General features: G+C 38.9%; 26 protein-coding genes. 11 read left to right on the top strand and 15 right to left on the bottom strand.

What is annotated here, in order from left to right:
* The first annotated feature begins 83 nt into the window (after positions 1–83).
* Positions 84–851, top strand: a complete 768-nt coding sequence (locus tag G6069_RS00715) for a hypothetical protein (protein WP_197293067.1) — start codon at positions 84–86, stop codon at positions 849–851.
* On the opposite strand, the gene G6069_RS00710 is transcribed toward G6069_RS00715, so the two are convergent.
* Complete coding sequence (locus G6069_RS00710) at positions 848–1,711, bottom strand: menaquinone biosynthesis family protein (RefSeq protein WP_197293066.1); 864 nt, start codon at positions 1,709–1,711, stop codon at positions 848–850. The two genes, G6069_RS00715 and G6069_RS00710, sit on opposite strands and share 4 nt — an antisense overlap.
* 98 nt (positions 1,712–1,809) lie before the next feature.
* On the opposite strand from G6069_RS00710, the gene recA reads away from it, so the two are divergent.
* From recA to G6069_RS00680, 6 genes are read left to right on the top strand one after another with little or no spacing between them, the layout of a single operon-like run.
* Complete coding sequence (gene recA, locus G6069_RS00705; RefSeq protein WP_000963121.1) at positions 1,810–2,853, top strand: recombinase RecA; 1,044 nt, start codon at positions 1,810–1,812, stop codon at positions 2,851–2,853.
* Between the two features lie 11 nt (positions 2,854–2,864).
* Positions 2,865–4,145 (top strand): phosphopyruvate hydratase, encoded by a 1,281-nt coding sequence (eno, locus tag G6069_RS00700; RefSeq protein WP_197293065.1) that lies wholly within the window; start codon positions 2,865–2,867, stop codon positions 4,143–4,145.
* The gene (locus G6069_RS00695) at positions 4,138–4,413 is read left to right on the top strand and encodes a hypothetical protein (RefSeq protein ID WP_000146224.1); all 276 of its coding nucleotides are present in this window, start codon (positions 4,138–4,140) and stop codon (positions 4,411–4,413) included. Before eno ends, G6069_RS00695 begins: the two co-directional genes overlap by 8 nt.
* 16 nt (positions 4,414–4,429) lie before the next feature.
* Entirely contained in the window at positions 4,430–5,026 is a 597-nt protein-coding gene (locus G6069_RS00690; RefSeq protein ID WP_000914516.1) for an AMIN domain-containing protein, read from the top strand.
* A gap of 4 nt (positions 5,027–5,030) precedes the next feature.
* Complete coding sequence (locus G6069_RS00685; protein ID WP_197293064.1) at positions 5,031–5,519, top strand: shikimate kinase; 489 nt, start codon at positions 5,031–5,033, stop codon at positions 5,517–5,519.
* A 21-nt stretch (positions 5,520–5,540) separates the two neighbouring features.
* Entirely contained in the window at positions 5,541–6,497 is a 957-nt protein-coding gene (locus G6069_RS00680; protein WP_000952282.1) for a PDC sensor domain-containing protein, read from the top strand.
* Here G6069_RS00680 and rfaJ read toward each other — a convergent pair.
* On the bottom strand, positions 6,494–7,600 hold the full coding sequence (gene rfaJ / locus G6069_RS00675; RefSeq protein ID WP_197293063.1) for an HP0159 family lipopolysaccharide 1,6-glucosyltransferase: 1,107 nt from the start codon (positions 7,598–7,600) through the stop codon (positions 6,494–6,496). The genes G6069_RS00680 and rfaJ overlap by 4 nt on opposite strands.
* Before the next feature lie 152 nt (positions 7,601–7,752).
* Here rfaJ and hcpD point away from each other — a divergent pair, with 152 nt between their 5' ends.
* Positions 7,753–8,673, top strand: coding sequence for a Sel1-like repeat protein HcpD (gene hcpD / locus G6069_RS00670; protein WP_197293062.1), 921 nt, complete (start codon positions 7,753–7,755; stop codon positions 8,671–8,673).
* Positions 8,674–9,199: 526 nt separating this feature from the next.
* Here the strand turns inward: hcpD and G6069_RS00665 are convergent.
* The 13 genes from G6069_RS00665 to G6069_RS07900 all read right to left on the bottom strand — a co-directional run bounded on the left by G6069_RS00665 (position 9,200) and on the right by G6069_RS07900 (position 20,374).
* Complete coding sequence (locus G6069_RS00665) at positions 9,200–9,922, bottom strand: YebC/PmpR family DNA-binding transcriptional regulator (RefSeq protein ID WP_197293061.1); 723 nt, start codon at positions 9,920–9,922, stop codon at positions 9,200–9,202.
* Positions 9,923–10,894 carry a porphobilinogen synthase gene (gene hemB, locus G6069_RS00660; protein ID WP_197293060.1) on the bottom strand — a complete coding sequence of 324 codons (972 nt, stop codon included), beginning with the start codon at positions 10,892–10,894 and terminating at the stop codon, positions 9,923–9,925.
* A 22-nt stretch (positions 10,895–10,916) separates the two neighbouring features.
* Positions 10,917–12,248, bottom strand: a complete 1,332-nt coding sequence (gene arsS / locus G6069_RS00655; protein WP_197293059.1) for an acid-sensing histidine kinase ArsS — start codon at positions 12,246–12,248, stop codon at positions 10,917–10,919.
* 23 nt (positions 12,249–12,271) lie between these two features.
* A complete protein-coding gene (gene arsR / locus G6069_RS00650; protein ID WP_025222433.1) occupies positions 12,272–12,949 on the bottom strand; it encodes an acid response regulator transcription factor ArsR in 678 nt (225 codons plus the stop codon).
* A gap of 407 nt (positions 12,950–13,356) precedes the next feature.
* Positions 13,357–13,833 (bottom strand): CiaD-like domain-containing protein, encoded by a 477-nt coding sequence (locus G6069_RS00645; protein WP_197293058.1) that lies wholly within the window; start codon positions 13,831–13,833, stop codon positions 13,357–13,359.
* Complete coding sequence (locus G6069_RS00640; RefSeq protein ID WP_197293057.1) at positions 13,824–14,087, bottom strand: tetratricopeptide repeat protein; 264 nt, start codon at positions 14,085–14,087, stop codon at positions 13,824–13,826. Before G6069_RS00640 ends, G6069_RS00645 begins: the two co-directional genes overlap by 10 nt.
* A 33-nt stretch (positions 14,088–14,120) precedes the next feature.
* Complete coding sequence (locus G6069_RS00635) at positions 14,121–15,401, bottom strand: peptidase U32 family protein (RefSeq protein WP_197293056.1); 1,281 nt, start codon at positions 15,399–15,401, stop codon at positions 14,121–14,123.
* A gap of 2 nt (positions 15,402–15,403) precedes the next feature.
* Positions 15,404–16,147, bottom strand: coding sequence for a protein phosphatase CheZ (gene cheZ, locus G6069_RS00630; protein WP_197293055.1), 744 nt, complete (start codon positions 16,145–16,147; stop codon positions 15,404–15,406).
* 74 nt (positions 16,148–16,221) lie between these two features.
* The gene (gene prfB, locus G6069_RS00625) at positions 16,222–17,313 is read right to left on the bottom strand and encodes a peptide chain release factor 2 (RefSeq protein WP_108342202.1); all 1,092 of its coding nucleotides are present in this window, start codon (positions 17,311–17,313) and stop codon (positions 16,222–16,224) included.
* A gap of 60 nt (positions 17,314–17,373) precedes the next feature.
* A complete protein-coding gene (locus G6069_RS00620) occupies positions 17,374–18,549 on the bottom strand; it encodes a molybdopterin molybdotransferase MoeA (RefSeq protein WP_197293054.1) in 1,176 nt (391 codons plus the stop codon).
* Positions 18,550–18,558: 9 nt separating this feature from the next.
* Positions 18,559–19,326 carry a flagellar biosynthetic protein FliR gene (gene fliR, locus G6069_RS00615; protein WP_187898665.1) on the bottom strand — a complete coding sequence of 256 codons (768 nt, stop codon included), beginning with the start codon at positions 19,324–19,326 and terminating at the stop codon, positions 18,559–18,561.
* Positions 19,320–20,048, bottom strand: a complete 729-nt coding sequence (locus tag G6069_RS00610; RefSeq protein ID WP_197293053.1) for an EI24 domain-containing protein — start codon at positions 20,046–20,048, stop codon at positions 19,320–19,322. The genes fliR and G6069_RS00610 overlap by 7 nt, the downstream gene beginning before the upstream one ends.
* Positions 20,049–20,155: 107 nt before the next feature.
* A complete protein-coding gene (locus G6069_RS07900) occupies positions 20,156–20,374 on the bottom strand; it encodes a hypothetical protein (protein ID WP_120972845.1) in 219 nt (72 codons plus the stop codon).
* 147 nt (positions 20,375–20,521) lie between these two features.
* Between G6069_RS07900 and cbf2 the strand changes: the two genes are divergently transcribed.
* The 3 genes from cbf2 to efp are packed head-to-tail and all read left to right on the top strand — an operon-like array spanning position 20,522 to position 22,946.
* The gene (gene cbf2 / locus G6069_RS00605) at positions 20,522–21,421 is read left to right on the top strand and encodes a peptidylprolyl isomerase CBF2 (protein WP_197293052.1); all 900 of its coding nucleotides are present in this window, start codon (positions 20,522–20,524) and stop codon (positions 21,419–21,421) included.
* Between the two features lie 16 nt (positions 21,422–21,437).
* Positions 21,438–22,361, top strand: a complete 924-nt coding sequence (locus tag G6069_RS00600) for a class II fructose-bisphosphate aldolase (RefSeq protein ID WP_000960461.1) — start codon at positions 21,438–21,440, stop codon at positions 22,359–22,361.
* Between the two features lie 21 nt (positions 22,362–22,382).
* The gene (gene efp, locus G6069_RS00595; protein ID WP_000974267.1) at positions 22,383–22,946 is read left to right on the top strand and encodes an elongation factor P; all 564 of its coding nucleotides are present in this window, start codon (positions 22,383–22,385) and stop codon (positions 22,944–22,946) included.
* Positions 22,947–23,127 lie beyond the last annotated feature (181 nt).

Below are 23,127 nucleotides of genomic sequence, written 5' to 3'. Positions count from 1 at the left end.
TTAAAAAATGCCTTTAGCGTTTTTTATTAACACTCAATCATTAAAAAGCCTGAATTTTCTATCCAAATGGGTATAATAATCGCATGGGTTTTTTAAAAGTTTTGAAACATGACGCTTTAGGGCAAGTAGGGAATGTTGTTATAGGGAATTTCTTAATAACGCTCACTATTTTAGCGGTTTGTTTTTCCTCTCAAGGCGCTGAAGAAACGACCATGCTCACCCTAAGCTACACGCTTTTTTTTGTCTTGGGGGCGTTTTTACTGATTGCAATCAGTGTGGGAGCGATCAAAAACCTCAACGCGCTTTTTTCTAAAAGGGGGGTTTTAAGCTTTTCCTTACCCATTAGTTTAGAGTCTTTATTGCTCCCTAAAATCTTGCTCCCTATGGTGTTTTTTATCTTCAGTTTGTTCTGGTTTGTGGCGAGCGTGCGTTTGGGCTATTACCTTTTTAACGCGCAATCCAGCGTGTTGTTTATCTTGCACACCGCTTTAAAAACCTTTGCGTTAAAACCCACTAAAACTATAGGCGTTGCGCTGTTTTTAGGGCTTGTTTTAATGAAATTCTTATTTGTTTTGAGCGTTTTAAACGCTGCTAGGATCAAAAAAGCGCGTTTTTTACTCGGGGGGTTGTTGTTCATTCTGGTGGGGGTTGTTTTGGAATTGGCTTTCAATTCGTTACTGCCCTTAATGAGTTCTAGTTTGAGCATCAATGAGGGGTTTTATTATTTCTTGCAACAACAAGAATTGCAAGAAAATAAATACTACCTTTTATGGGGGGTGGATTTTTTAAAAATCCTTTTATTGTATGGGGTGATCCGTTACTTGCTCACGCATAAACTAGAATTAGATTAAGAAAAGCGGTATTTTAAATATTCATCAGTGAGCAAGCAATCTTTAGTCTTTAACAAGTTAGCGTAAAACCCATGCTGATAGCCTAACTCAAAAAGCTTGTCTATGGCGAGAATTTGAACCTCGCTTAAGCACGTTGAAGTCTCATTCGCATACAAGCTTAAATAAGTTTGTAATTGCTCTTTATTCACACGAATGAGCGAGCGCTCTAACAGCATGCCAGAGAGCAAATTTTGGTGTTTTAAAGCGGCTTCAACCGCTTTAATCAAAGCCTTTTTAATCAAAATCGCGCGATACAAAGGGATGGATCGCCTAATCGCCATGCCCCCTAAAGGCAGGGGCAAATCCACTTCAATGAGTTCTTTCCAAACATCCCACAATTCTTTTTCCACTTCTAATTCATTATGGACATCCAAGATGCTTTCATGGATTAGCACGCCTGCATGCACCTTTTCTTCCAAAACCGCTTTTTCAATGTCTAAAAAATTCATGTAAGCGATGCGCGCGTGTTTGTAATAGATTTTAAACAATAAGGCGTTTGTGGTGTGTTCCCCGCTGAGCGCGACTTTAAAATCTTTTTTCAATTTCACGCCCTTTTTTTTCACTAATTTAGGCCCATAGCCATTCCCAAAGCTCGTTGCTGTGGGGAGTAAGGCGTAATCGTTCGCAATTTTAGGGTATAGCCCGAAACTAATCGCGCTCACATCATAAGTGTTTTTTAGGGCTTCTTGGTTTAGGGTTTCAATATCCAGGGCAATGTTGTGGAATGTTTTGTTTTTAATGGGGCAATCTATCCAGCCAAACTTAATCGCATAATACATGAAAATATCATCAGCATCAGGGCTATGAGCGACACTAATCAAAGTAAAATCCTTTTGTGATAGGGTAAGTCCTTTTATTATAATAGATTTTAGGCTAGGATTTGATAGAATAAACAAATCAAATTCAATAAGGTGATTTAATGGCAATAGATGAAGACAAACAAAAAGCGATTTCTTTAGCGATCAAACAAATTGATAAGGTTTTTGGTAAGGGGGCGTTGGTGCGCCTTGGGGATAAGCAAGTAGAAAAGATTGACGCTATTTCTACAGGCTCGTTAGGATTGGATTTAGCTTTAGGGATTGGGGGCGTTCCAAAGGGTAGGATCATTGAAATTTATGGGCCAGAGTCAAGCGGGAAGACCACTTTAAGCTTGCATATTATTGCAGAATGCCAAAAAAATGGCGGCGTGTGCGCGTTCATTGACGCTGAGCATGCCCTAGATGTGTATTATGCCAAGAGGCTGGGCGTGGATACGGAAAATCTACTCGTTTCCCAACCAAGCACGGGCGAAGAAGCCTTAGAGATTTTAGAAACGATCACCAGAAGCGGAGGGATTGATTTAGTGGTGGTGGATTCGGTGGCGGCTCTTACGCCTAAAGCGGAGATTGATGGGGATATGGGCGATCAGCATGTGGGCTTGCAAGCAAGGCTTATGAGCCATGCGTTAAGAAAAATCACCGGTGTCTTGCACAAAATGAACACTACTCTCGTTTTTATTAATCAAATCAGGATGAAGATTGGCATGACAGGTTATGGGAGTCCAGAGACCACAACCGGAGGCAATGCCTTAAAATTCTATGCGAGCGTTAGGATTGATATTAGAAGAATCGCCGCTTTAAAACAAAACGAACAGCATATCGGCAACAGGGCTAAAGCTAAAGTGGTTAAAAATAAAGTCGCTCCGCCCTTTAGAGAAGCGGAATTTGATATCATGTTTGGGGAAGGGATTTCTAAAGAGGGCGAAATCATTGATTATGGCGTGAAATTAGACATCGTGGATAAGAGTGGGGCATGGCTTAGTTACCAGGATAAAAAGCTAGGGCAAGGCCGAGAAAACGCTAAAGCCTTATTGAAAGAAGATAAAGCCCTAGCGAATGAAATCACTCTTAAGATTAAAGAGAGTATTGGCTCTAATGAAGAGATCATGCCCTTACCCGATGAGCCTTTAGAAGAAATGGAATGAAAAGGATTTTGATGCTAACCATTAAAGATATTCATGCTTTAGAAGTGATGGATAGTAGGGGCAATCCTACCATTCAAGCCAGCGTGATTTTAAGCGATAACACTAAGGCGAGCGCGATTGTGCCTAGCGGGGCGAGCACCGGTAAAAGAGAAGCGTTAGAATTAAGGGATAACGATAAAACCCGTTTTTTGGGTAAAGGGGTTTTAAGGGCATGCGAACATGTCAATAGCGTGATCAAACACCATTTAATAGGGCTTGAAGCGACTAATCAAGCCTTTGTGGATGAGAGGTTAAGGGCTTTAGACGGCACGCCTAATTACGCTAATTTAGGGGCGAACGCTGTTTTGGGCGTTTCTATGGCGTTAGCAAGGGCTAGTGCGAAGGCTTTAAATCTGCCATTATACCGCTATTTAGGGGGGGCTAACGCTCTGACTTTGCCGGTGCCGATGCTCAATATTATTAACGGCGGAACGCATGCGAACAATTCCATAGACTTTCAAGAATACATGATCATGCCCTTAGGGTTTGAGAGTTTTAAAGAAGCTTTAAGAGCGAGTGCGGAAGTCTATCACACGCTTAAAAAACTTTTAGATGAAAAGAATCAGCTCACAAGCGTGGGCGATGAGGGGGGCTTTGCGCCTAATTTTAACAACAATGTAGAACCCCTTGAAGCCATTTCTCAAGCCATTGAAAAAGCCGGCTATAAATTAGGCGAAGAAATAGCGCTCGCTTTAGATGTGGCGAGCAGTGAGTTAGTGGATGGAAATTTCAATTACCATTTAAAGGGTGAAAATAAGATTTTAGATTCGCATGAATTAGTGGCTTATTACAAAGAGTTGGTGGCAAAATACCCGATCGTGTCCATTGAAGATGGTTTGAGCGAAGACGATTGGGAGGGGTGGGCGTTTTTGAGCAAGGAATTAGGGCGTCAAATCCAATTAGTGGGCGATGATTTGTTTGTAACGAACGCGAGCATCTTGCAAAAAGGCATTGAAAAAAACGTTGCGAACGCCATTTTGATCAAACCCAATCAAATCGGCACCATTAGTGAAACTTTAGAGACCATAAGATTGGCCAAACACCATGCCTATCAATGCGTGATGAGCCATAGAAGCGGGGAGAGTGAAGACAGCTTTATCGCCGATTTTGCGGTCGCATTGAATACGGGAGAGATTAAAACCGGATCCACCGCAAGGAGTGAAAGGATCGCTAAATACAACCGCCTTTTGGAGATTGAGCATGAATTAAAAGGGGGGATTTATATCGGTAAAGAGTTGTTCAAGCATGGCTAGTGGCCTTTTTGAAAACGATGGAATCAAAGACAACAAAGCGCGAGATTTTTTTTATAGTCATAGCTCCCTTATTGTCTTTTTCCTTTTACTGCTTGGGTTTGGGTATTATTTAGGGAAGTTGCTTTTTGGGGGTTCTTCTTTAGAGGTTTATTTGGATTTAAGAGACAAGCATGAACGATTGCAGCAAGAAATTACCGAATTGCAAAGCAAGAATGTGCGTTTGCAAAAGCGTTTGTTTGAATTGAGAGAATTACGGCCTAGAGATTAGATTTAAGGAAATGGTAGTGTTAAAAAAGATGATAGGTTTGGTGGCGGTTTTAAGCGTTTTATTAGCCAGAGACAACCCTTTTGAGCCTGAAATCAATTCCAAGAATTTGCAAGGGGGCTTTAGCGGGATCTATGATGACTACCTCAAAGAAATCCATGTGGATTTGCCCACGAGCGCTAGGATCTTAAAAAAAATCACGCTCACTTACCAGGATATTGATGGCTCTATCCATTCTAAAGTCGTGGGTATTGATAAAAGCATTGATTGGCACTACCCCTTAAAACTTTCCCAACACACCCTTAATCAAACCCCCTTTGAAAAACGCTATCAGATCCAAGATTTTGATTTTTTAATGGCAAACAACACGATGATTTTGCGTTCTCCTTATAAAATTTTGCGCTCTTTTGTGCTAGTCAATCCTTATAGAATCGTGTTGGACACGCAAAAAGGCCCTTTGGATATTTATCAAAACATGGATTTAAACCAGAAGTTTTTTTCTCAAATTAAAGTCGGCACGCACAAAGATTATTACCGCATCACGCTCATTTTAGACGGGAAATACCGCTATCTTTTGGAAGAAAAAAACGGGGCGTATGAATTAAAATTGAAATAAAAGCATGCAGCATTTAGTCTTAATCGGTTTTATGGGGAGCGGTAAAAGCTCTTTAGCGCAAGAATTGGGGCTGGCTTTGAAATTAGAAGTGTTGGATACGGATATGCTCATTAGCGAGAGGGTGGGCTTGAGCGTGAGGGAAATTTTTGAAGAGCTTGGCGAAGACAATTTCAGGATGTTTGAAAAAAATTTGATTGATGAATTAAAAACGCTCAAAACCCCCCATGTTATTTCTACCGGTGGGGGCATTGTGATGCATGATAACCTTAAGGGTTTAGGTATAACTTTTTACCTCAAAATGGATTTTGAGACCTTGATTAAGCGTTTGAATCAAAAAGAAAGGGAGAAACGCCCCCTTTTGAATAACCTCATTCAAGCCAAAGAGCTTTTTGAAAAACGCCAAGCCCTCTATGAAAAAAACGCCTCCTTTATCATTGATGCAAGGGGTGGTTTAAATAATTCTTTAAAACAAGTGCTACAATTCATCGCATAAATTTTTTTTAAAGGCCTTTTGATGTTAAGTAGAGACATTGTCCAATATTCCAAGATCCGCACCGAGTTATACGCTTATCTTACCTATTTGTTTTCGCACAATATCCGCAACCACCTCCCTGAAATCACTTTGGATTATTTAAACAAACAGATCAGAAAAATGCATGCTGAAATCAAAATGGCAAAAAGTTTTTTTGTGTTAGACGCTAAGGGCATGCTAATTCTTAAGCCAAGCCAACTTAAAGAGCAGGGGCATAAGGAGGGGATATTAGAGCATGATTTAACAGAAGGGATTGAATTAGAATCGCATGCCAGCTTTAGCGATAAATATTATTTTTATCAAGCCGTGAGTGAAAAGCGTTGCATTTTAACAGACCCCTATCCTTCTAAAAAAGGAAACCATTTGGTAGTGAGCGCGTCTTACCCGGTGTATGATCAAAATAATGATCTAGCGTTTGTGGTGTGCTTGCAAATCCCTTTGAGGGTGGCGATTGAAATCAGCTCGCCTTCAAAGTATTTCAGGACCTTTAGCGAAGGGAGCATGGTCATGTATTTTATGATTTCTATCATGCTCACTTTAGTGTCGTTGCTTTTATTTGTGAAATGCATCTCTAGCTTTTGGACAGCGATTGTCAATTTTAGCAGTTTTGACATTAAAGAAGTGTTCCACCCCATTGTGCTTTTAACCCTAGCCTTAGCCACCTTTGATCTAGTCAAGGCGATTTTTGAGGAGGAAGTTTTGGGTAAAAATAGCGGGGACAACCACCATGCGATCCACCGCACGATGATTAGGTTTTTAGGCTCTATCATTATCGCATTAGCCATTGAAGCGTTAATGTTAGTGTTTAAATTCAGCGTGAGCGAACCGGATAAAATCACTTATGCGGTGTATTTGGCTATCGGCGTGGCAGTGCTTTTGATCAGTTTGGCGATTTATGTTAAATTCGCCTATAGCGTGTTGCCCAAACGAGAACGCTAAGAGTTAAAAAATTTTTCTTTTAAGCGTTTGAAAATCCTATTCAATCTAAAAAAGACGTATTCTAAAAGGGTTTTTGGATTGAGTAGGGGGGCAAGAAATTCAAAGGTTTTTTGTTTGTCTTTAAGGCTTAAACATTCTGTCATTTGTTTAAGGAATTTCACGGAATATTCAGCATAAAAAGGGGTTTTTAAAAGAGTCTCATGCCATTCTTTAGAATACGAAAAAGTAGGTAAAATCCAAGGTTTTCCTGTAAAATAAAAATGCAGCATGACGATTTCTTTTTTGTCAGGGATGAAGCGTTTTTGATTGGCCATGAAAGGGTGGGTGTTATAAATATAAGGTAAGATTAAAACTTTTTGATAGCATGCGAGCGTTAAAAGATCCTGTTCAGGGTAAAACACGCACTGGCCTTTTTGATGGGTTAAATTCAATAAGTGCTCTTCTAAATGATCAGCACGCCACAGCTTTAAATTCACGACTAAAAACCCGGCGTTATAATTGCTTTCATAGATGATTTGCATATCGCTTTCATTAAGGTAATGCTCATAAAGGGAAAAGGCTTGACGAGGGTCTTTTTCTCGCGCTATTTGAAAATGTTTAGGGCTTTTATCGGAAGAAAAATCTTTAGCCGCTCCAAAATAATAGCCATCTAGCGGGATAAAAAAACTCTCGCTCACATCGTTTAAAAACAAAGTGTCCGCATCAAACATGATGATTTTTTCGTATTTCGGGAATAAAGAAGCCAAAAACAAGCGGCACATGACCATTTTAGAAAAGCGAGTCTTAGCGTAAATATTGAGTTGCAAAAAAGCTTCATAGATTTTATCAATGACAGAAGGTTCTGCTAGGGTAGTAGTAGGGTTATTAGGATCTGAAATGTCTAAAAAATCCACGCTCGCAAAAGCGTTAAAGGGGGCTAGAGTTTCTTTTAATTTGCGTTGGTTTTCAAGGCTTAAGTTATCCACCAAGCAGTGGATTTTATAAAATAACTTTTTGTTATGATTTTCTGTTTTAGCGCAAGCTAGCATGGAATACAAACTCACGCTAGCCGGAATAGCGTAATGATTGTCAAAAGCGATAACAATAGGAATAGTAATACTCATTTTAAGTGGTTTCCCTAAAACAGGTTTTTTAAATCAATTTAATCCAAAAGTTGAATTTATTTTTTTGAATATTATACTATAATAACCAATTAGATTGGGGTTTTACTGATTTTTCTTTGTGCAAGCTTTGGCTTAGTTTTGTAAGGAATGAGATGATAAAGAGTTGGACTAAAAAGTGGTTTTTGATTTTGTTTTTAATGGCAAGCTGTTTCAATTATTTGGTGGCTACAACCGGTGAGAAATATTTTAAGATGGCTAATCAAGCCCTTAAGAGAGGGGATTACCATAAAGCGGTGGCTTTTTATAAGAGGAGCTGTAATTTAAGGGTGGGGGTTGGTTGCGCGAGTTTAGGCTCTATGTATGAAGATGGCGATGGCGTGGATCAGAATATTCCAAAAGCCGTTTTTTATTACAGAAGAGGGTGCAATTTAAGGAATTATTTGGCTTGCGCGAGTTTAGGCTCTATGTATGAAGATGGCGATGGCGTTCAAAAGGACCTTCCAAAGGCTATCTATTATTATAGGAGAGGGTGCCACTTAAAGGGTGGGGTGAGCTGCGGGAGTTTAGGTTTTATGTATTTTAATGGCACGGGCGTGAAGCAAAATTATGCCAAAGCCCTTTCTCTTTCTAAATACGCTTGCAGTTTGAATTATGGCATTAGTTGTAACTTTGTAGGGTATATGTATAGGAGCGCCAAAGGCGTACAGAAGGATTTGAAAAAAGCCTTTGCGAATTTTAAAAGAGGGTGCCATTTAAAAGACGGAGCGAGCTGTGTGAGTTTGGGATACATGTATGAAGTCGGTATGGATGTCAAACAAAATGGAGAGCAGGCCTTGAATCTTTATAAAAAGGGTTGTTATTTAAAAAGGGGGAGCGGTTGTCATAATGTGGCGGTGATGTATTACACGGGTAAGGGTGCTCCAAAAGATTTGGAGAAAGCCACTTCATATTATAAGAAAGGGTGCACTCTAGGCTTTAGTGGTAGCTGTAAAGTGTTAGAAGAAGTGATTGGCAAGAAGTCTGATAATTTGCAAGATGACGTGCAAAACGACACGCAAGATGATACGCAATAAGCCAGAGTTTAGGGGCTAATCATTAAGATTCGTCTTATAGAAATCTTTCATCTCTCTTGTTATTCAAATAGGGGTTAATCTTCTCTATTGATGGATATTGAGACACAAATCTGCAAATCTAGGGTTTGGATTTGTTCTCATATTGGTAATAAAATACTCAAAGGCCTTCTAAAATAAATATAAAAGAACTCACATAAGACACAAGCGATAATTTTTTAAAGCACTTCTTTAGGGGATTTAATGGGGTTAAAAAAAGGGGGGGTTGTTTCAAAACCCCCCTATCCGCTTTAAGAAATAACTTTACCACAAAAAAATTAACCATAAAAAAAGCTTAAAAACAAGTTTTTTAAAAAAGAATATTGAATAAAGCTTTCATGTTTGATAAAAACAAAAACCTTTATTCAATAAAAATAAGGTTAAAATCCAATAAAAAAGGAGTTTTATAACTCTATATAGGATTTTACAAGCTTATAGCGACAAAACTTTTTGTTGGTTTTGTTAAAAATCCTTTGAGCCTTTGAGCCTTTCACTCAATATTCGTATAAAGCGCGACCACATCATCATCGTCTTCAATCCTATCCAATAATTTTTCGGTAAACTCCATTTGTTCATCATTCAATTCAATGGGCGTTGTGGCGATGCGTTGCAAACCCGCTTTTAAAATGGGCAATCTCAAGCTTTCAAACCCCTCATTTAAGAGCTTGAAGCTGTTATAATCCCCCCTAATAATGATTCTATCTCCCACTTCTTCTAATTCTTCCAAACCATAATCAATGAGAGCGAACTCTAAATCTTCTAGGCTGAGTTTTAAATTTTCCACTTCATTTTTCAAGCATTCAAACACGCTTTTTCTATTAAACATAAACTCTAAAGAGCCATTAGGCACGATGCTCGCTCCTTGCGTTTTATTGAAATAGCTTTTAAGGTTGGCGATCGTTCTGGTGGGGTTATCAGTCATGCATTCCATGATGATTAACACGCCAAAATTCGCCTTACCCTCATAAGTGATTTCACTCAAATTCCCCTCTTTACTGCTCGCCCTTTTAATCGCCGCGTCAATATTGTCTTTAGGCATGTTTTGCGCTTTAGCGTTTAAAATCGCTGTTCGCAGTTTGGCGTTCGTGTCCGGCTCGCTCCCGCCATCTTTTGCCGCTAGAGTGATCGCTTTAGCCAGCTTGGGGAAAACCTTACTCATCTTATCCCATCGTTTTTCTTTAGCCGCTCTTCTGTATTCAAACGCTCGTCCCATTCAATTCCTTTGCAATAAGTTAGCCACTTCTTTAGCATGATAGCTGATAATCATATCCGCTCCCGCCCTTTTAAAACAAGTCATCGTTTCTAACAAAACGCTTTCATAATTGATCAGGTTGTGTTTTTGCGCGAGTTTGAGCATGGCGTATTCCCCACTCACGTTATAGAGCGCTAAAGGGAGCAAAGTGTGATCTCTAATCTCTTTAACAATATCCAAATACGCTAAAGCCGGTTTCACCATTAAAATATCCGCGCCCTGCTTTTCATCTTCCAAGCTTTCTAAAAGCGCTTCTTTTTGATTAGCGTAATCCATTTGATAGCTTTTGCGATCGCCAAAACTCGGCGCAGAATTGGCCACATCTCTAAAAGGCCCATAGTAACTGCTCGCAAATTTAGTGGAATAGCTCATGATGGGCGTGTGGGTATACCCGGCCTTATCCAGTGCTTTCCTCAAGCTTAAAACATTGCCATCCATCATGTTGCTTGGGGCTAGAATATCCACGCCGCTTTCGGCTAAAATAAGCCCTTGAAGATTTAAAATCTCTAGCGTTTTATCGTTAGACACAGAATCGTTTTCTAAAATCCCGCAATGCCCATGGTCGGTGTATTCGCAAAAACACAAATCCGCTATAACGATCAAATCCTTAAATCGTTTTTTAATTTCTCTCGTAGCTTTTGCGACAATGTGATCCTTATTTAGTGCATGGCTTCCTGTAGCGTCCTTATGTTTAGGAATGCCAAACAATAAAACGGCTTTTGTACCAAGCTCCACTAATTCTTCGCATTCTTTTAAAAGAGGCTTTATACTCATTTGATACACGCCAGGCATGGAACTGATTTCATTTTTAATATAACTACCGCTTTCTATGACAAATAAGGGAGCGATGAAATCATCAATATTTAGGTGCGTTTCTCTTAGCATCGCTCTTAAGTTTTCGCTGCTTCGTAATCTTCTCAATCGTTTGAACATGTTCTCTCTTTATTGTTTTTCTTTAACCCCACAATTGGCTTTTTCTATCCCCTTCACTCCGCTCACCTCTCTCAAATTTTCGGGGGGGGGGGGGTAGCTCTTCATTACCCTCTTCTAAATCGTAAAAACTATTAAAAACGCAATCATGGATAGTGAAACAAATTCTTCCATTGCCATAATGATAGCTCAAATTCAATCCCATAGCCTCTAAAGCGTTTTTAATGATATACATGCCTAACCCAAACCCATGGGCTTGGCTGGGGTTAGAAGATTTAAAATAAGGTTGCAAATACTTTTCAAAATCTTCTTTTAAAGGTTTGCTTTTATTAGACACCACCAAATCATTGCCGATGAAATCCAAAAACACCTGTTTATCATCGCTGTATTTGATCGCATTATCTACCATGTTTTTTAACGCTATGGCAAATAATTCAAAATCCGCTTCAATAATGTAATTGGAAGAGGACACATGGATAGGGCTTTTTTTATCTTCGTCAATTAAAAGCATTTTTTCAATTTTATCGATCAAATCGCTCATTAAAAATTTTTCTTTATTGCTCCCATAATTTTTGGAAGCGAGTTGCTCAATGCGGGCAAATTGCTCAATCAGCGTGTTTAGGTGATCAAAAATGGAAATGAAGCGCTTTTGTGGCAATTCTTCTTTGAGCATAGAGCTTAGTATCTTGCCCTTAGTGATAGGGGTACGCAATTCATGCATGATAGAGCGCAAAAATAAAACCCGAGATTCATTCATCGCATTGATTTTTAGAATACAATTGTCAAATTCGTTAGCCAGATCCCCTATTTCATCTTTTTGCTTGCTTTTACAACTCACATTTTTATCCCCTTGAGCGAATCGCTTCACTTGAGATCTCAACTCTCTTAAGGGCAATAAACTCTGTAAAACAAATAAAAAGAGGAATAGAATCAATAATGAACCTACCGTAATCGCTAAGAAATAATTCCTATAAGAAACCGAATGCAAATCTTTATAAAGCACAAAATGCTCATCCTTTTTTAAAAGGATGAAAACCATGTCGCTGAATTTGAACACTTCCGCATACCCAATATTCCTATGGTGCAACTGGTGGCGTCTTTTGGCTAAAACCTTTTCTAAATTTTCTATTGTGGTTTCTCTAAAACCAATTTTATAGAGATAATCTTCTATGGCTGTATAATCAGAGTAGTTATTTAAAATTTCATTGATAGTGGTAACAAACTGGTAATGGCGCATTTCGTTTTGATAGTTTTCATGGCTGATTTGAGAAGACACGAAATAATAAGCGAACGCTCCAAAACTAAAGAGCGTTATCATAAACAAAGCGACAACCTTAAAAAAGATAGAGAAACGCAAAATCCCTTAACTCCTCATTAGAATCAGTATTCTAATTTATAACCAATCCCTCTAACAGAGATGATGTATTGCGGTTGCTTAGGATTTTTTTCAATCTTGGATCGCAAACGGCCAATGATCACATCAATGCTTTTATTAGAGCTTTCAGGGTTGATGCTCTCGCTCTCAATCGCAATGCTTTCACGGCTAAACACATAACCTTTTTTGCTAATGAGAAGCGAAAGGATTTCATATTCAGCCCTAGTTAAGTCTAGCTTTTTTTCATGCATATACACTTCTCGGCTATCCTTATCTACCCTAAAGATATTCGCATCGCCTGGCTCATTCACTTCTTCTTTTTTATGAGAACGCCTGAGTAAGGATTGGATACGAGCCAATAATTCCTTAGGATCATAGGGTTTAGGGAGGTAGTCATCAGCCCCATAATCCAGCGCTTTAATCTTATCTTCCACATCACTTCTCGCTGAAGAAATAATAATAGGGATATGTTTTTGTTTGGAAATGCGCCTACACACTTCAAGCCCGTCTAAATTAGGCAAAGTCAAATCCAATAACAACAAATCATAATTTTGTGTGTTGGCCGCACTAATGCCGGTGTATGGCTCATCGTAATTGGTTACATGAATGCCATGTTGGAGCAAAAACTCGCTCAAAAACTCGGCTAATTCTATATCATCTTCTATCATTAAAACTTCTATCATACTTCAATTAACTCCTTCAATGATTTTTACAACTTTAAAAACGATTAACTCTGTTAATGTTTTAAGGGCTTGATTTTAGCATTTTATTACTAAAGATACCTTAAAGATGTCTTAAAAATAAAAATTCAAAACATTATCATAGTTATTAATAGAAATTTAAGGCTTTGTTTTCAGGGAATATTGAAAATTAAAAAATGCTTTGAGTGTTTTTTACCCTCAAAAGAGCCTGCATAAGTAAGCGATAATTTCTTATTTTAGGGGGGTTAAAAGGGGGAGAATGATTTCAAAATACCTCTATCCCCTTAAGGAAATGAGTTTAAAATAAAGTAACTAAAACCCCATTTTTTAAAATTAAAATAAAATTTCAGCGTCAGTATTTAATTAAAACAAAACTTTATTTTTGCATGCTACTTCGTGTTTTCTCGCTCCAAAGATTCCAATCGTTTTTCAAGCACGCTCAATTGGTATTGCAAGAAACGTGCTACTAAATCCAAACGCTTCAGCGCTTCTTTTTCTTCTAAAGCTTGCATGCCTTTCAATAACACTAAAGTTCTTTCTAGTAAGTTTTTTAAAAAAACCCGCTCGCTTGAAATTAACACTTGCGTGGGGGTTTCTAGCGTGATTTCTTCTGTAATGATTCCTTTTGCTTCTTCTTTTTCTTCTGTATTTTCTTCTGTGATTTTTTCTTGGGTTTCTATTTTAGTAGCGTTTTTTGGTTCCGTGTTACTCATTGGTGGCGTTTCAGTGTTTTTGGCGTTTTGCAAATAGGGAGGCGTTTTGAAAAAAGAGGGCGTTTTTTGCACCGCATCAAAGTTATTATCAATGGTTTTAGCCATTTTTTCAATTTCATTAAGGGTTTCTGAAATAATGTTTTTCAATTCCATTCTACCAGCCATTGTTCTAAATTCTCAACGCTCAAAAAATCCCCTTTGATAAAATTCAAATAGTGTCGCTCTAATAGCGCGTCGTGTTTGAAAGGAGTGCAATTTTTTTGGATTTTTTCCAAACGCTTCATTTGCTTTAACGCCTCTGCATGGTTGGGGTTTTTTTTTAAAATATTAGTATAAATTTGCAACGCTTCTTCAAAAAATCCTTGTTCTTCGTAAATATGAGCGAGCGTGATAGTTTCTAAGGGCATGCGTTTCTCTTAATCGTTTTTAATACCTAATCTCTAAACGCCATTTTTAGACTCTACTTGGGTGCGTAAAAAACTAAAAGCCGGTAAGGGTGCAGGCAATCGCACTAAATTCATGTTTCCGCTATGGATAGTTTCTAACTCGGTGTTATTTTCTAAAAGGATTTTATACAGCACTAGATAGTAGCGTTTGTCAAAGGTATAAATCTTGCCAATTTCATTGACTATGGGCGTGATAGCGGCATTTTTGGGGGCGATGATTTCATAAGCCATGTTAGTGGTGGTGGTGAATTTGCATGCAAAAAAACGCCCGTCTTCTGTTATTTCGCCATTGACTTGAAAATCCCCTTCGCTAATGGCTGTTTGGTGGTTTTGAGTATCCAACCTTTCAAAAGGTCTTCGCATCAAATAGCCGTCCGTAAAACCCCTGTTTTTAAGCGTGTTCAATTCGCTAGCATAAAAACTCGGCTTTAAGGTGTTATGGTAAAAATCATCAACCGCTAAACGATAGATGCGCGTGGTTTGCGCGGCGTAGTAACTGGACTTGGTACGCCCTTCAATTTTAAGCGCGCTAATGGCGTTGGAACTTAAAATTTCAGCGATATGGCCAGAGAGGTTCAAATCTTTAGCGTTAAAAATATGCGTGCCTACGCCCTCTTCTTCAACCAACCTCATCATCACGCCGTTATCAGGGTTTTTCACATAATATTCATAATCAAACCGGCAATCGTTCGCGCAACTCCCTCTATTAGGCACGCGCCCCTTTTGTAAAGCCGAAATCAAGCAACGCCCTGAAAAGGCAAAGCACATGCTCCCATGCACAAAGATTTCTAATTCCAAATCGGGTAGGGCTTTTTTAATTTCAATCGCATCATTCAGGCTCAATTCCCTAGCGCACACGATGCGTTTAACCCCTAAATCATAAAACACTTGCGCATCTAACAAATTTAAGACATTCGCTTGCGTGGATAAATGGATGGGAATATGCGGGGCGATTTTTGAAGCGAGCTTGATGACACCAGGCGCAGCGATAATGAAAGCGTCTGGCTCTAGCTCTGCCATTTTAAAAAGATGCTCTTCTAAAAGTTTGAGCTGTGAATTGAAAGGGAAACCATTGATCGTGGCATAGACTTTTTTATCCAACGCATGGGCGTAGTCAATCCCTTCTTTAAAGGTCTCTAAAGTGAATTCCTTGCTAGCGCGATTGCGTAAAGAAAAATGGCTCACTCCCCCATAAACCGCATCAGCCCCATAGTTGAGAGCGATTTTAAGTTTTTTTAAATTACCGGCTGGAGAGAGTAATTCAACTTGGTTCAAAACTACTTGGCTCCAAAAGAAGCGATCAAGGCTTCAATATCATCCGCACTGGCTAAATCTTTATCGTCATCGCCGGTGATAAAAGTCGCTGAACTCACGCGCTTAGAATCATCAATTTTGCCTTCAAAAAGCGAATTCATGTATTGGCTGAGCGCTCGCATGACATTGACCACTCGTTCAATTTTTTGGCGGTGAATATCTTGAAATTGCATAATATCCATCGCTTGCATGGAGCTATCAGAACAATTGGTGGCTTCTTCTTCAATGCTTTTAAGGGCGTTTAGGATTTCTTGTTGCTCATTGAGCGCGGTTTTAAAAGATTCAACATGGGGGAAATGGCCATGCAAATTGTCAAAAATTTCTTGGTGTTTTTGCAAAGGTTCTTGGATTTTTTTAACCATTTTAGCGATTTTTTCAGCGCTAGCCCCGATCAAATCCAATTGATCAAAAATCTGCGTGGCTTTCACTTCAGAATCTCTTGTAACATCGTCTAATTGATGCACGACCTTATGCTCTTCAGTGGGGGGAGGGGGCGGCCATTCGTTAGGGCTAATCTTGCCGTATTTTTCAGCGTCCTCTTTTTTGACGGTCATTTTTTCACTAGAACCGGAATTCTCTTTACCCTCTTTAGGCTCTTCTTTAGTTTCTTCTTTAGTCTCCTCTTTGACCTTTTCTTTAGCCTCTAGGGCTTCCAAGTTTTCCAAATCGCCACCATTCATCAAAGCGTCTAATTCTTCTTGTGTCATTGTTGTTCCTTGCCAATTGGTTTTAAAAAGCGTTTTATAGTAACCATAATTTATCGGCTATCATTTTAGCGCACTTAAGCTTTAGCAATCAAAACGCCCTCTAAAATCGCATCAATATCGCCGTCTAAAATCGCTTCCACATTGCTATAAGCAATATTGGAGCGCGCGTCTTTGACTTGCTGGTAGGGGGCTAGGACATAGCTTCTTATTTGATGCCCCCAGCCGATCTCGCTTTTTTCTTCATTTTTGGTGCTGCTTTGCTGCTTTTCTAATTCCAATTCATAAAGCTTGGATTTAAGCATTTTTAACGCGCTCGCTTTGTTTTTATGCTGGCTCCTGTCGTTCTGGCATTGCACCACAATACCGGTAGGAAAATGCGTGATCCTGACCGCGCTTTCTGTTTTATTGACATGCTGACCGCCTGCCCCACTGGCTCTGTAATAATCATAACGGACATCTTTTTCATCAATTTCTATATCAATATCATCGTCCAATTCAGGGCTAATTTGCACGCTCGCAAAACTCGTGTGCCGTTTGGCGTTCGCATCAAAGGGCGAAATCCTTACAAGCCTATGCACCCCGCTTTCATTTTTCAAATAGCCATAAGCGTTTTCGCCCTTAATGATAAAGGCGACTCCTTTAATGCCCGCTTCTTCGCCATCTTGATAATCTAAAATCTCGCTTTTAAAGCCCCTTCTTTCCGCCCACCTCAAATACATGCGATACAAAATACTCGCCCAATCCTGGCTTTCAGTCCCCCCCGCTCCAGGCTGAATGGTGATAATAGCGTTTGAGGCGTCGTTTTCACCGCTTAACATGATTTCAATTTCCACTTTTTGGACGCTGTGTTCTAAAATGGGAGCCTCTTCATAGAGCAAGGATAAAGTAACCTCATCGTTATCGTTTTGAGCGAGTTCAAACAATTCCACGCTTTCATCTAAAGAATTTTTGGTTTTTTGATAGGTTTCTAGCAAGCGGTTCAAACGCACTTTTTCTTTATTAGTATCTCTAGCCTTTAAGACATCTTGCCAAAAATTAGGGTCTTCTTGCTCTTTTTCAATGCGTTCTAATTCTTGCTTAATCTTTTCAGGCTTGATGATTAAAGCGATATTATCGCATTTGTTTTGCAAGCTTTTTAACAATTCGCTATAGGTGTAGTTATCCACAAACAGAACCTTTATGAGTGGGGTTTTGAACTTGCCATTATAGCATTGTTAGAGGCCATTTTAATTCTCAAACCTTAAAATTTCAATTTCGCCCTGAACCAATCCCACTCCTTCATCAATCAAGGCGATAGAATCCACTTGCGCAAGGGCTTGAATCGCTCCTGATTCATAGCGGTTGTTGTTGTAAAGAATGAATTGGTGGTTTGAATAGTTGCCTAAAATTAAATGCGTGCGTTCGCCTTTAAGCTTTAAAGGGGCATTGATTTGAGCCTTAAAGGGTTTTAGCTTAAAATCTTTATTTAAGGATAAGCGCTCCAATAAGGGTAGAATCAAAACCCGTAAAACGACTAAGCAACTTAAAGGATTGCCCGGTAAGCCTATAATGATACTTTGATTGAGTTGGGCTAAAGTTACCGGTTTTCCCGGTTTGAGATTGACTTTTTCGTAATAAAAAAGGGCGTTTTTTTCTTTCAAAGCGTCTTTAAAAAAGTCTTTATCCCCCACGCTCACCCCTGCGCTTGAAAGGATGACATCATAATCTTGTAATTCAAGTATTTTAAGTTGTAAATCTTTATCGTCTTTTAAAACCCCTAGAAAATGCGTGTTGTAGTTTTTAAGCATGTTGAAAATACCCACTGAATTAACATCATAAACTTGGCATTCTGGGGCGTTCTGCCCTAAAGGCACTAATTCATCGCCGCTGCTAAAGAGAGCGATTTTTAATTTTCTAAACGCTTTGATTTCTTTTAACCCTTGAGAGGCAATGAGCGCGATATGCCCATAATTCAAACGGGTATTTTTAGGGACTAAAACGCTGTTTAAAGAAGCGTTCTCGCCCTTTTGACGGATATTGGCGTGAATTTTAAAATCTTTAGGAGCTAGGGCGAAATTTTTATGGCTTTCTAGCATGCATTCTATGGGAACGATCGTTTCTATTCCCTTTGGCACCATCGCTCCAGTCATGATTTTAACGCATTCATTTTCTTTGACTTCTAAAGCGCTCACATCATCTCCGGCAAAGATGTGTTGAACGATTTGAGTTTTTTGGCCCAAATCTTGCATTTTAAACCCATAGCCATCCATTGCGCTTTGATTGAATTTAGGCAAGGCGTGAGCGCAAATAATATCCTCTGCTAAAATGCGCCCTGCGCTTTCAAACAAAGAGACAACTTCTACTTCTAAGGGTTTTAGGGGAATGTTAGAATGGATTTTTAGAGCTTCTTTAAAACTAATCATGTTTATCCTTTAAAAGATTTTACTAATAACGCTAAAGGCCAGGCTGATTTCATCTTTAAAACGCCCCATGATAGCCGAAGCGATTAAAATAATGCCCACAAACCCGATCGCAATTTTAACCGGAAACCCGATAGCGAGCAGGTTGAATTGAGGATGGGTTTTCATGATCATGCCAAAAATAATATCGCTCAATAACACCAAGCATAAAATAGGGAACGCCATAGAAAACCCTATGACAAAGAGATGCGAAAAGGCTTTGATAATGTTTTTAGCTAACGCTGGCTCAAAGACAAATTGCCCTAAAGGGACGGCTCTTAAGCTGTGATCCACAAACAAAATGATTTGATGATGGAACGATAAATCCAATAAGATTAAAATCGCTAACAATAAAAGGGCTTGCCCCACGATGGGTTTTTGCGATCCTGAAATGGGATCATACGCGCTCGCCATGGTAAGTCCCATAGAAAAGCTAATGCTGTCAGTGGCAAACACTAAGCTTGCAAAAACGATTTGTAAAAAGACAGACGCACACACCCCTAAAAACAGCTCGCATAAACAAGCAATAATAAAACCTTCTGGCGTGTAAGCGGCGTTTGAAAATTCTAAAGTGGGGTAAAAAATCGCGCTCACATACAAACTCAAAGCCCCACGCACTGACAAAGGCACTAAATGGTTTTCAAAAAAAGGGAAGAAAGACAGCACGCCGCTAACCCTTAAAAACAACAAGAAAAAATCCCTAACATGGGGGGTGCTAAGCTCTTGAATAAAATCTAGCATTCTTTTTCTTTAAGGATAAAAAAGTAGTGCGCTAGCATTAGGGTTTGCAATAAGGTGGCAAAAAAATTAAAAAAAGGGATTAAGGAAAAAAGATAGCAAAAAAACGAGAAACGATAATGCTTTAACCGGTGTTGTTTGAGTAGGTTTTGATAGCTTTGATGATTAAAAATCATGCTAGCTATATCCAAACTCATGGTGTTTTTGAAAAAAAGGAAATGCGGAATTATAGAAAAAAAGACCCCAAAGACCCCTATAAAGGGAATGAAATAAAAGGGCGTTAAAACCGCTAAGAATAAAAGCATAAAAAGGAGCGATTTTAAAAAATATTTAACAGAAAAAAGAATAGAGCCAAATTCTTCCAAAACGACATGAGAATAATATTTTTGGTGCAAATAAGAGACCACTAAAGGGGTGTAAAAAATAGACGCAAAAATATTGATGACTAAACTCAAAAGAATCACGATCCAAAAAATAAGAAAATACACTAACGCTTTAAAAACCCATGTGAACACACCAGCAAAAAAGCCTTGAGAATGGGAATAATCATTCAAAGATTGCGGTAATAAAGTTTGGCAATAACCCACAATACTCCCGCCATTGTAATAAAAGATAGCTCCAAAAAACGCCAAACTCAAAAGGATAGGGCCAAGATTGATTAAAATCATTCTAGCGCTTAAAAAATCATTAAAACTTTTTTTAAAAATGGATAGAAACAAAACCATAAGCCTTTTTTAAACTCACTTTTTAAGGGGTATTTAAGCGCAAAGTCCCTTAATCTTATATAGTAAGCTTATCAACATGAGATTGACTAAAGGAGTGTAGAAGTTATTTAATATGGAATAACATGTAATGCTAGAAAACCAAATACATAGAATAACAGCATTGGTAACCAAGGAAAGAGAATGCATACAACAATAATTACGAATATAATATTCATAATTGCATCGAGGATTTTTGAATCCTTTTTAACATTCTTTTCCTTTCCAAAAAGAATAAAACTAACACCAAAAAAGATAATAAATATTATTACAACATCTGAGGCGAACATTTTTACCCATTTTGAACGGAATGAATAGCTTTAAGCATTTCTTACCCCTCAATGTGAGTTTTCTGTAATCATGATAGCTGATTTTGTTTTAAATTTGCTATAATGTAGATTTAATTATGAAAATTAGTTTAGAGTGGAGAACACACAATGAAAAAAAATATCTTAAATTTAGCGTTAGTGGGTGCGTTGAGCGCGTCGTTTTTGGTGGCTAAGCCGGCTCATAACGCGAATAACGCTGCACATAACACGAAAAAAACGACTGATTCTTCAGCAGGCGTGTTAGCGACAGTGGATGGCAGGCCTATCACCAAAAGCGATTTTGATATGATTAAGCAACGAAATCCTAATTTTGATTTTGACAAGCTTAAAGAGAAAGAAAAAGAAGCCTTGATTGAGCAAGCTATTCGCACCGTGCTTGTAGAAAATGAAGCTAAAGCAGAAAAGCTTAATCAGACTCCAGAATTTAAAGCGATGATGGAAGCGGTTAAAAAACAGGCTTTAGTGGAATTTTGGGCTAAAAAACAGGCTGAAGAAGTGAAAAAAGTCCAAATCCCAGAAAAAGAAATGCAAGATTTTTACAACGCTAATAAAGATCAGCTTTTTGTCAAGCAAGAAGCCCATGCTAGGCATATTTTAGTGAAAACCGAAGATGAGGCTAAACGGATTATTTCTGAGATTGACAAACAGCCAAAGGCTAAAAAAGAAGCCAAATTCATTGAGTTAGCCAATCGGGATACGATTGATCCTAACAGCAAGAACGCGCAAAATGGCGGTGATTTAGGGAAATTCCAAAAGAACCAAATGGCTCCGGATTTTTCTAAAGCCGCTTTCGCTTTAACTCCTGGGGATTACACTAAAACCCCTGTTAAAACAGAGTTTGGTTATCATATTATTTATTTGATTTCAAAAGATAGCCCTGTAACTTATACTTATGAGCAAGCCAAACCCACCATTAAGGGGATGTTACAAGAAAAGCTTTTCCAAGAACGCATGAATCAACGAATCGAGGAATTAAGGAAGCACGCTAAAATTGTTATCAACAAGTAATTGATGAGGTGTTATCATGTTAGTTAAAGGCAATGAAATCTTATTGAAAGCCCATAAAGAAGGTTATGGGGTGGGGGCGTTTAATTTCGTGAATTTTGAAATGCTAAACGCTATTTTTGAAGCAGGAAACGAGGAAAATTCTCCGCTTTTCATTCAAGCGAGTGAAGGAGCGATCAAATACATGGGGATTGATATGGCGGTGGGCATGGTGAAAATCATGTGCGAACGCTACCCGCACATTCCTGTAGCCTTACACCTAGATCATGGAACGACTTTTGAAAGCTGTGAAAAAGCCGTGAGAGCGGGTTTCACTTCTGTGATGATTGATGCGTCTCATCATGCGTTTGAAGAGAATTTGGAATTGACTTCTAAAGTGGTCAAAATGGCGCATAACGCTGGAGTGAGCGTGGAAGCGGAGCTAGGGCGTTTAATGGGGATTGAAGACAATATTTCAGTAGATGAAAAGGACGCGGTGTTAGTGAATCCTAAAGAAGCGGAGCAGTTTGTCAAAGAATCTCAAGTGGATTACTTGGCCCCAGCCATTGGGACAAGCCATGGAGCGTTTAAGTTTAAGGGCGAGCCAAAATTGGACTTTGAACGCTTGCAAGAAGTCAAAAGGCTCACTAATATCCCTTTAGTTTTGCATGGAGCGAGCGCGATACCAGATGATGTGAGGAAATCTTATTTGGACGCTGGAGGCGATTTGAAAGGTTCTAAGGGCGTGCCTTTTGAATTTTTACAAGAATCTATAAAAGGGGGAATCAATAAGGTCAATACCGATACGGATTTAAGGATCGCTTTCATCGCAGAAGTGCGCAAGGTGGCTAATGAAGATAAGAGTCAATTTGATTTGAGGAAGTTTTTTTCTCCGGCCCAATTAGCGCTTAAAAATGTGGTCAAAGAGCGCATGAAACTTTTGGGTAGTGCTAATAAAATTTAATCAACAAGGGAAGAGTGTAACATGGCAATTGGGATGAGCGAGCTCAAAAAGGGCTTGAAAATTGAATTGGGTGGTGTGCCTTATAGGATTGTGGAATACCAGCATGTCAAGCCCGGTAAGGGTGCGGCTTTCGTGCGCGCGAAAATCAAGTCGTTTTTAGATGGCAAGGTGATTGAAAAGACTTTCCATGCGGGGGATAAGTGCGAAGAACCTAATCTAGTTGAAAAAACGATGCAATACCTTTATCACGATGGCGATACATACCAATTCATGGATATAGAGAGCTATGAGCAAATCGCTTTGAACGACTCTCAAGTGGGTGAGGCTTCTAAATGGATGCTAGACGGCATGCAAGTGCAGGTTTTATTGCATAATGACAAGGCGATTTCAGTGGATGTGCCGCAAGTTGTGGCTTTAAAGATTGTGGAAACGGCTCCTAATTTTAAGGGCGATACTTCAAGCGCGAGCAAAAAACCAGCGACTTTAGAAACCGGTGCGGTCGTGCAAGTGCCTTTCCATGTTTTAGAGGGTGAGGTGATTAAAGTCAATACGGAAACAGAAGAGTATCTTGAAAAGGTGAAGTGAGATTATTTTTTATTGATCTAGTGCTTTAGACACAGCCTTTTTGTCATAAGGGGTGTTATTAGCCCCCTTATTTGAGCTTTTTCTAAAATACGTGTGAAATCTGTGGTTAAAAATTATTTAGAATTTCTTTTCTCTGTTTTCGTTTGGAATTGATTATTATAAAATTATAAAAAATGTTTTA

Source organism: Helicobacter pylori (assembly GCF_017594925.1).
Classification (GTDB): Bacteria; Campylobacterota; Campylobacteria; order Campylobacterales; family Helicobacteraceae; genus Helicobacter; species Helicobacter pylori_DP.
Note: the sequence above shows the minus strand (reverse complement) of the source record. Positions and strands in the feature narration are given on the sequence as shown.

Excerpts from the sequence above, each read along its gene's own strand:
- G6069_RS00715 (WP_197293067.1), top strand. The coding sequence starts at position 84 with ATGGGTTTTTTAAAAGTTTTGAAACATGACGCTTTAGGGCAAGTAGGG.
- recA (WP_000963121.1), top strand. The coding sequence starts at position 1,810 with ATGGCAATAGATGAAGACAAACAAAAAGCGATTTCTTTAGCGATCAAA.
- eno (WP_197293065.1), top strand. The coding sequence starts at position 2,865 with ATGCTAACCATTAAAGATATTCATGCTTTAGAAGTGATGGATAGTAGG.
- G6069_RS00695 (WP_000146224.1), top strand. The coding sequence starts at position 4,138 with ATGGCTAGTGGCCTTTTTGAAAACGATGGAATCAAAGACAACAAAGCG.
- G6069_RS00685 (WP_197293064.1), top strand. The coding sequence starts at position 5,031 with ATGCAGCATTTAGTCTTAATCGGTTTTATGGGGAGCGGTAAAAGCTCT.
- G6069_RS00680 (WP_000952282.1), top strand. The coding sequence starts at position 5,541 with ATGTTAAGTAGAGACATTGTCCAATATTCCAAGATCCGCACCGAGTTA.
- rfaJ (WP_197293063.1), bottom strand. The coding sequence starts at position 7,600 with ATGAGTATTACTATTCCTATTGTTATCGCTTTTGACAATCATTACGCT.
- hcpD (WP_197293062.1), top strand. The coding sequence starts at position 7,753 with ATGATAAAGAGTTGGACTAAAAAGTGGTTTTTGATTTTGTTTTTAATG.
- G6069_RS00665 (WP_197293061.1), bottom strand. The coding sequence starts at position 9,922 with ATGGGACGAGCGTTTGAATACAGAAGAGCGGCTAAAGAAAAACGATGG.
- hemB (WP_197293060.1), bottom strand. The coding sequence starts at position 10,894 with ATGTTCAAACGATTGAGAAGATTACGAAGCAGCGAAAACTTAAGAGCG.
- arsR (WP_025222433.1), bottom strand. The coding sequence starts at position 12,949 with ATGATAGAAGTTTTAATGATAGAAGATGATATAGAATTAGCCGAGTTT.
- G6069_RS00645 (WP_197293058.1), bottom strand. The coding sequence starts at position 13,833 with ATGGAATTGAAAAACATTATTTCAGAAACCCTTAATGAAATTGAAAAA.
- G6069_RS00640 (WP_197293057.1), bottom strand. The coding sequence starts at position 14,087 with ATGCCCTTAGAAACTATCACGCTCGCTCATATTTACGAAGAACAAGGA.
- cheZ (WP_197293055.1), bottom strand. The coding sequence starts at position 16,147 with ATGACACAAGAAGAATTAGACGCTTTGATGAATGGTGGCGATTTGGAA.
- G6069_RS00620 (WP_197293054.1), bottom strand. The coding sequence starts at position 18,549 with ATGATTAGTTTTAAAGAAGCTCTAAAAATCCATTCTAACATTCCCCTA.
- fliR (WP_187898665.1), bottom strand. The coding sequence starts at position 19,326 with ATGCTAGATTTTATTCAAGAGCTTAGCACCCCCCATGTTAGGGATTTT.
- G6069_RS00610 (WP_197293053.1), bottom strand. The coding sequence starts at position 20,048 with ATGGTTTTGTTTCTATCCATTTTTAAAAAAAGTTTTAATGATTTTTTA.
- G6069_RS07900 (WP_120972845.1), bottom strand. The coding sequence starts at position 20,374 with ATGTTCGCCTCAGATGTTGTAATAATATTTATTATCTTTTTTGGTGTT.
- cbf2 (WP_197293052.1), top strand. The coding sequence starts at position 20,522 with ATGAAAAAAAATATCTTAAATTTAGCGTTAGTGGGTGCGTTGAGCGCG.
- G6069_RS00600 (WP_000960461.1), top strand. The coding sequence starts at position 21,438 with ATGTTAGTTAAAGGCAATGAAATCTTATTGAAAGCCCATAAAGAAGGT.
- efp (WP_000974267.1), top strand. The coding sequence starts at position 22,383 with ATGGCAATTGGGATGAGCGAGCTCAAAAAGGGCTTGAAAATTGAATTG.